Origin of the sequence: Thomasclavelia cocleata (genome assembly GCF_900102365.1) — a bacterium.
In the GTDB taxonomy this organism is placed as follows: Bacteria; Bacillota_I; Bacilli_A; order Erysipelotrichales; family Coprobacillaceae; genus Thomasclavelia; species Thomasclavelia cocleata.
The window spans coordinates 93,447-100,167 of sequence record NZ_FOIN01000006.1 but is presented as its reverse complement, the minus strand read 5'-3'; the positions used below and the strand labels follow the sequence as shown (position 1 = coordinate 100,167).

The 6,721-nt window shown below is 27.6% G+C and carries 9 protein-coding genes; 5 read left to right on the top strand and 4 right to left on the bottom strand.

Annotated features, from left to right (window positions below):
• Nucleotides 1–242: hypothetical protein (locus BMW96_RS13860; protein ID WP_218139413.1), on the bottom strand; the 242-nt coding region annotated here is incomplete at its 3' end.
• A 150-nt stretch (nt 243–392) separates the two neighbouring features.
• On the opposite strand from BMW96_RS13860, the gene BMW96_RS04535 reads away from it, so the two are divergent.
• From BMW96_RS04535 to BMW96_RS04515, 5 genes are all read left to right on the top strand, one after another.
• Nucleotides 393–1,073, top strand: coding sequence for a transposase (locus tag BMW96_RS04535; protein ID WP_092352948.1), 681 nt, complete (start codon nt 393–395; stop codon nt 1,071–1,073).
• Complete coding sequence (locus BMW96_RS04530) at nt 1,070–1,327, top strand: hypothetical protein (RefSeq protein WP_092352946.1); 258 nt, start codon at nt 1,070–1,072, stop codon at nt 1,325–1,327. The genes BMW96_RS04535 and BMW96_RS04530 overlap by 4 nt, the downstream gene beginning before the upstream one ends.
• Nucleotides 1,328–1,437: 110 nt before the next feature.
• Nucleotides 1,438–1,881 carry a thioredoxin family protein gene (locus tag BMW96_RS04525; protein ID WP_092352944.1) on the top strand — a complete coding sequence of 148 codons (444 nt, stop codon included), beginning with the start codon at nt 1,438–1,440 and terminating at the stop codon, nt 1,879–1,881.
• Between the two features lie 2 nt (nt 1,882–1,883).
• A complete protein-coding gene (locus BMW96_RS04520) occupies nt 1,884–2,144 on the top strand; it encodes a hypothetical protein (protein WP_092352942.1) in 261 nt (86 codons plus the stop codon).
• A 75-nt stretch (nt 2,145–2,219) separates the two neighbouring features.
• On the top strand, nt 2,220–2,744 hold the full coding sequence (locus BMW96_RS04515; protein WP_092352940.1) for a hypothetical protein: 525 nt from the start codon (nt 2,220–2,222) through the stop codon (nt 2,742–2,744).
• Between the two features lie 122 nt (nt 2,745–2,866).
• Here BMW96_RS04515 and BMW96_RS04510 read toward each other — a convergent pair whose 3' ends face one another.
• From BMW96_RS04510 to mraY, 3 genes are all read right to left on the bottom strand, one after another.
• Nucleotides 2,867–3,838 (bottom strand): Ig-like domain-containing protein, encoded by a 972-nt coding sequence (locus tag BMW96_RS04510; RefSeq protein WP_092352938.1) that lies wholly within the window; start codon nt 3,836–3,838, stop codon nt 2,867–2,869.
• Between the two features lie 533 nt (nt 3,839–4,371).
• Nucleotides 4,372–5,712 carry a UDP-N-acetylmuramoyl-L-alanine--D-glutamate ligase gene (gene murD / locus BMW96_RS04505; RefSeq protein ID WP_092352936.1) on the bottom strand — a complete coding sequence of 447 codons (1,341 nt, stop codon included), beginning with the start codon at nt 5,710–5,712 and terminating at the stop codon, nt 4,372–4,374.
• A 1-nt stretch (nt 5,713) separates the two neighbouring features.
• The gene (mraY, locus tag BMW96_RS04500; protein ID WP_092352934.1) at nt 5,714–6,703 is read right to left on the bottom strand and encodes a phospho-N-acetylmuramoyl-pentapeptide-transferase; all 990 of its coding nucleotides are present in this window, start codon (nt 6,701–6,703) and stop codon (nt 5,714–5,716) included.
• Between the last annotated feature and the right edge of the window lie 18 nt (nt 6,704–6,721).

Below are 6,721 nucleotides of genomic sequence, written 5' to 3'. Positions count from 1 at the left end.
GAAGATAAATAAGTAATATCAACACCACAGTCATTGGCATAAGAGTCAATATGTAAACATAAAGAATCAGTCTGCTGCTTTGCAAAAGAATGGAAATCAAGAAGCTTTACAGAATTAGAAATAAGATAGAATAAAAACTGACGAGGATTTTGAAGGGATAAAATATATCCGTTGATAATAATGCGGTCAAAAGAAGATAAAGCGCCATTGATTTTATCGCTATAATGTTCTATGATATTCATGTCAAAACAACCTCCTAACTAAAAACAGGGGAGAACGGTCAAACGACCCAGTAGTCTCCGATATGATCAGTATATATAAATTATACAATAAAAAAGGAGTGATGTTTTGACTTTTATTTTACAAATTAGGATGCAGACAACGTCTGCCATATGTTATCATCTATATCAAAATTATGCAACTTGACAAATTCATTTTCTTCATCTTTTTCTGAGATTGGTATTTTCAAAGCCCTTAGACATGCCAATATCTATAAAAGTAACGGTTATGAAGCTAAAAAAGTTTTCACTGTTATCTTTTCTCTTGTTTTTCATCATATGTCGTGGAATCAGCTTGTAGGTTCCAAATATAAGGAGGAACTGCCTGAAAAGGACTGTATCTATCGTTTCCTTAATCCCAACATGTTCAATTGGAGAAAGTTTCTCCTTGAAGTTTCTTCAAATGCTGTTGATCTTGTTGAACCTTTAACAGACTTTAGAAGAACCAATGTCTTTATTGTTGATGATTCACCTTATGACCGTGCCAGATCAAAGAAAACAGATATGCTTTCTAAAATATTTGATCATGTCACTCATAAATATTTTAACGGCTATCATCTTTTAACACTTGGATGGAGTGATGGAACTACTTTTATACCTGTTGATTTTTCTCTGGTCGCTACTGTCAGCCATCTTATCAACGATATCAAAGATACAATAGATAAGAGGTCGATCAGCTATAAAAGAAGAGCAGAAGCCAAGCAGAAGAAAACAGATACAGCTGTAGAAACGGTCAAAAGAGCGATTGATCATGGTATCTATGCTTCATACGTACTTATGGACACATTATCATGACAAAGAGTGCGGGGAATGAATATATCAAACGATATGGATTGACGAAAAAGCAAAAAGAGATTTTGGAGCAGTTTGGGATCGAAGAAAAAGAAATGAATCGAATTTGTCAGGAATATAGTAAAAAGCTGAAGACAACAACGATAGTTCATAAGCGATCAAGGTTGAAGTCTCCAGCTTTGATTTTAATAACTGAACAACACGAGTCATACAAATGCGAAAAAGTTAAGGTAGTATATGTAACAAAAAAACTTTAAACCAATCAAATTAGGACTCTCTTATTTTATTATAACATATTACAACTTAATTTATAAGACTAGTATTTTTTTATGTTTATGAAATAATAATATAGAAGTGAATGAAATATATGAAAAAAATACTTATTTCAATATCATTAATATTAATAATTACTGGTTGTAAATCAAAAACTCCTGACAAACATATTAGTTTAAATAAGAATACTGAATTAATAGAAATAAATAAAAAAGGAGATTTAGAAAAAATTGTAGATGGATATATATTTTTCTCATCAAAAGACTGTCCTTTATGTTCAGAAATAACTCCATTAGTTAAAGATGAAATAAATGGAAATAATTATAATATATATTATTTTGATATTTTTAATATGATGTATAAAGAAATATATACAAGCAAAGAGCTGCAAAAGATATGTAATGATTATTATATTGCCTTAGTTCCAACAATTTTAAAACTAAAAAATGGAACCGAGGTTGATAGATTCCCATCAGATTATGATAAAAAGTTGAGTGAATTATCCAAAGAATTAAAAAAATTCTTGAAGGAGGATTAGTTATGAACAAAGATAAAATATTAAAGTTTAATAAATATTTTGATCCAATATCATTTATCTATATAGTATTAGTTTACAATAATAAAAGTAATAAATATATATTTTACTGTTTTATTGTATTCTATATTATTGAAAAATTAATACTACTATGGTATTTAAAAGATAATGATTCAAAGAAAAAACTAATATTTCATTCATTAATAGCACTAGCATATATTGTAGGATTAATATATGTATTGATTACATTTGCTAGATTAATATAGTTAATGTTTAGAGTGTATAAATATACTTAATCATCTGTTACTCCCACTATTACCACAAAAAAGAGAGGTGTAAACATGACAATCAAAACAAAATTTGGTAAAAACTTTGTAATTTTTTCTGTTGCAATCGCTATAATAATTGGAATGTTTGGCTTTAGCACAAAAATATATGCAAAAGAATTTCTAAATACAGAAATAATTAATCCTGTATATAACGAAAATGGTGAATTAATACAATTTACTGTTATCTTAAAAAATGCTAGTCCTGAATTATTAGAACAGCTATATAAAGAAGTTGAATCAAGAAATATTAATTTAATGACTACAGAAATGAATAAAAATGGTGTAGTACCTTTATCAGTAACAGGTGCAGGAATTATTAAATTTGTACAAGGAGCATGTGTAGTTTTAGCAGTTTTAAGTGGATATGGCTGTACTGATGTCGCCCATTATATAGGATTAAAATTAGTCGATGGCTGGTATATGTATAATGGTAAAAAATATAGTGGAGAATGGAAAGTTGAACGGGGATACATCCCTGGTTGTGAACCAAGACACTCTGAAGGTTGTTTTAGAACAACCTATACAAAAATAGGATAACTTAATTAACATAACACTCTAAATATTAACAATATTTTAAACTTTATAAAATCTTAAAGTTTATCTAAATAAAAAGAGACTGTAATAAAAAATATAGTCTCTTTTTAGAATGTACTAAATACTTATGGATTACATCTGCTACAAGCTCGATACCCTTGAGATAGAGCAGAAGATTTAGAAATTGCAATTTTATTTCTAGATAAACATCCACAATTACTACTATGATAACAATCACCTGTTTTTGTAATATATACAGTATAAGTAATATCATAGTTAGAATCATTATGATGAGGATGGTTATGGTGAGAAGACCTTGGTGTGTATTTGTCCTTAACTGTTACATTACAAGTAACAGCTTTTTCGTTTACACATGCTGTTATAGTAGCATTACCTGCTTTTAATGCTTTTATATTACCACTACTATCTACTGAAACTATAGAATTATCACTTGATGTGTATTGTATTGGAGTATTACTATTTGTTTTAATATTTATTTGATTACTTTGATTAATCTCCAAATTTAATGAATCAACTACAGCTTGTAACTGTAATTCATTAATTACTACTGGAATAGTTATATTTGATGAATTCCCATATTCATCTGTTATTTTTATATTTGCATTATATGTTCCTGGTACTGAATATTTGACTTCATTATCATCCACATCAATATCATATTTAGATAATTCATCAATCTTAATATAATCTTCATATTTAAACTGACTATTTTCTATAATATTAACATCACTTAATTTAGTTATATTTGGTGGCATGGTATCTTTAACATTTATTTCCAGTTTCCTAGTTATTCCTTTATAATCATATGTAATAACATGCTTACCTACTTCAGGAAACACACTACTTTCACTAATTGTATCACAGCTATACTCTAAAATATCTTCATCTATATCAGATGTTTTTATATATGTTTTAAAATCATCTAACTCTTCACCATATTCCAAATCAACACTATCAGTTTTTAATTCAAACTCTGGTTTATCACTTAACCCACAACCAGTAATTCCTAATAATATAATTATTAGAATACCTGCTTTAAATTTATTCTTTAAAATATCTTTTATTATTTTGTTCATTTATTTTATCCCTCCAGACTTATTATAAAATTATATAATTAATTTGTCTAATATTATATATTGATGAAATAAAAATATCATTATTAACATCACAACATTAAATTTAAATCCTTTTTATTGGCATAAAACTATTATTAAAAAAACAGTAGTACATTTCTCCTTAGTAACTAAAAAATAATAAAAAACTCCAGTATATTTACTGAAAGCCTTAATTTTGATACATCCTATGTTGTTATTAAACTTTATGTTGTGTTTGCGTTTTTGTAACGACATAAGTTTCAATACATCCTATGTTGTTATTAAACCCCTAGTAAATAAGCCACTTTTCATATTCTATTATACCCCAAAGCCTATATATATCAACACTTTTCTATTTTTTTACCAGGCAATTTTATTTTTTTATATTTTTTATTCAAATTCCCTGAATCCCTTACTCTCCCAATAGTTTCAAGCATTTCAAAACAATTTTTGACTGAGAAAATAAAAAACTGATTACAATAACCAGTTTCTTTTAAATCCTTAAATAGAAAATTCTATATACCTTTAACAATATCCTTAAACACTAATCCACGTTCTTCATAACCTGTAAATTCATCAAAACTACTAGTTGATGGTGATAATAAAACTATATCACCAGATTGAGCATTTTTAATTGCTTCTAGTGTTGCTTCTTTAAGATTGTTAACACAAATGCTATTTTCAACTTTCATATCTTCTTTAAAACGTTTACCAGCAGCTCCAAAAGTTACTAGACGTTTGATTTTATCTTTATAAGTTGCCATTTCTTGAAGATCTAACCCTTTATCAAAACCACCCATTAATAAAATAACTGGCTGATCAAAAGCTTTTAAAGCAATGATACTAGCATCTGTATTTGTTGCTTTAGAGTCATTATATATTTTAATTCCATTAATTTCTTTTACAAATTCAATTCGATGTTCTACACCAATAAAGGAAGCTATCTCTTGATTAAGAATATCATTTTTAATACCACATTGTTTAGCAATACAAATTGCAATCATAATATTTTGTAAGTTATGATTTCCGACAACTTTAATATCATTAAGATCAATAATAAATTCATCTCGATAATAAATAGCTTGATTCTTAATAATACAATCAGCTTGTTCAGTTAATGACATTGTAATTTGTTTACATGGAATAGGATATTTCTTTAAATATTCTGCTAATACAGCATCATCTTTATTGACAATAAAATAATCATTTACATTAGTATTTTTATAAATATTAGTTTTTGATGCATAATATTCATCAAGTGAAGCCATATAATCTAAATGATCAGGTGTTAAATTAATAATTGTTGAAACAAATGGTTTAAAAGTATCAATATCTAGTAATTGAAAATTACTCATTTCTAGTACAATATAATGATTTTCTTCTTCTAACAAATTATATTTTAAAACTATTTCACATAACGGAGTTCCAACATTTCCTGCTAAATGTACATTAGAATATTGTCCTTTTAAAATCTTATCAATCAAAGTAACAGTAGTAGTTTTACCATTAGTACCTGTTACTCCAATATAATTTTGTTTTTTAGCAACCTGATATGCTAATTCAATTTCTGTATATATAGGAATATTTCTTTCCTTTAATCTTAAAATAAATGGCTTATGATAATTAATCCCAGGATTTTTGATAACAAAATCAAAATCACGTTCAAATAATTCTTCTGGGTGTGACCCCGTTATCATTTCAATTCCTTTATCAATAAACTCTTGATAATCTGGAATATCTTTAGCATCTTTATATTCATTTACTGTTATTGTTGCATTAAGCTTATATAATAAATTAATTGCAGCCCTACCGCTTTTAGCAAGACCAATTACTAAAACTTTTTTTCCTATCAACATCCTATAATACCCCAATTACTATTGATAAAATTCCACAAATAAAACCAATAAACCAAAATGAAATAGTTACTTGCTGTTCAGACCATCCTAACATTTCAAAATGGTGATGAATTGGCGCCATTTTAAAAACACGTTTACCACGTAACTTAAATGACCCTACTTGAATAATTACTGACAGAGTTTCCATTAAAAAGACTCCTCCAACTAAAAGCAATAATAATTCTTGTTTAGTTAAGATTGCTAGTACTGCTAAAAAACCACCTAAACCAAGTGAACCAACATCACCCATAAAAATTCTAGCTGGATGATAGTTAAATAACATAAATCCTAGAAGTGCCCCTACCATTGCAGTAGCATAACTTGCAAGCGTATAATTTTTTGTCATAATTGCAAAAATAATAAATGGTGCAATTGCTACCATTGAAAGCCCTGTAGCTAATCCATCTAAACCATCAGATAAATTAACACCATTACTTTCACCTGCAAACATGATTAAAATCAAAGCTGGATATAAATATCCAAGATCTATATTAATATCAACCAAAGGAATTGTTATAACTGAAGTAAATTCAGGAATAAAATTCATTGCATAAAAATAACAAATAACAGCTAAAGCAATTTGTGCTAATAGTTTTGCCAATGGTGGTAATCCTTTATTACTATGCTTTACAATAATTAAAGCATCATCAATCAGTCCAATTAAACTATAACCTACCAATACAATTGTTGTTAAAATTAATTCTGGATTAAAGATATTATCAATATCAAAAATTAATGTACTAATAAATGTTCCTAAAATCGCAGCCAAAACAAACACGATTCCACCCATAGTTGGTGTACCATTTTTAGCCTTATGTGATTCAGGACCTTCTTCACGTTCAACCTGACCGAATTTCATCTTATGTAGAAACGGGATTACTTTAGGCATAGCTATTAAAACTAGGATAAATCCTACACCAAAAGCAAAGATTAATTTTAAGAAGTTTTCCATTTTATATGTCCCCTTTTT

What these genes read in the sequence shown, in the direction of transcription:
- BMW96_RS04530 (WP_092352946.1), top strand. Translation starts at nt 1,070, where the DNA reads ATGACAAAGAGTGCGGGGAATGAATATATCAAACGATATGGATTGACG.
- BMW96_RS04535 (WP_092352948.1), top strand. Translation starts at nt 393, where the DNA reads ATGTTATCATCTATATCAAAATTATGCAACTTGACAAATTCATTTTCT.
- murD (WP_092352936.1), bottom strand. Translation starts at nt 5,712, where the DNA reads ATGTTGATAGGAAAAAAAGTTTTAGTAATTGGTCTTGCTAAAAGCGGT.
- BMW96_RS04515 (WP_092352940.1), top strand. Translation starts at nt 2,220, where the DNA reads ATGACAATCAAAACAAAATTTGGTAAAAACTTTGTAATTTTTTCTGTT.
- mraY (WP_092352934.1), bottom strand. Translation starts at nt 6,703, where the DNA reads ATGGAAAACTTCTTAAAATTAATCTTTGCTTTTGGTGTAGGATTTATC.
- BMW96_RS04510 (WP_092352938.1), bottom strand. Translation starts at nt 3,838, where the DNA reads ATGAACAAAATAATAAAAGATATTTTAAAGAATAAATTTAAAGCAGGT.
- BMW96_RS04525 (WP_092352944.1), top strand. Translation starts at nt 1,438, where the DNA reads ATGAAAAAAATACTTATTTCAATATCATTAATATTAATAATTACTGGT.
- BMW96_RS04520 (WP_092352942.1), top strand. Translation starts at nt 1,884, where the DNA reads ATGAACAAAGATAAAATATTAAAGTTTAATAAATATTTTGATCCAATA.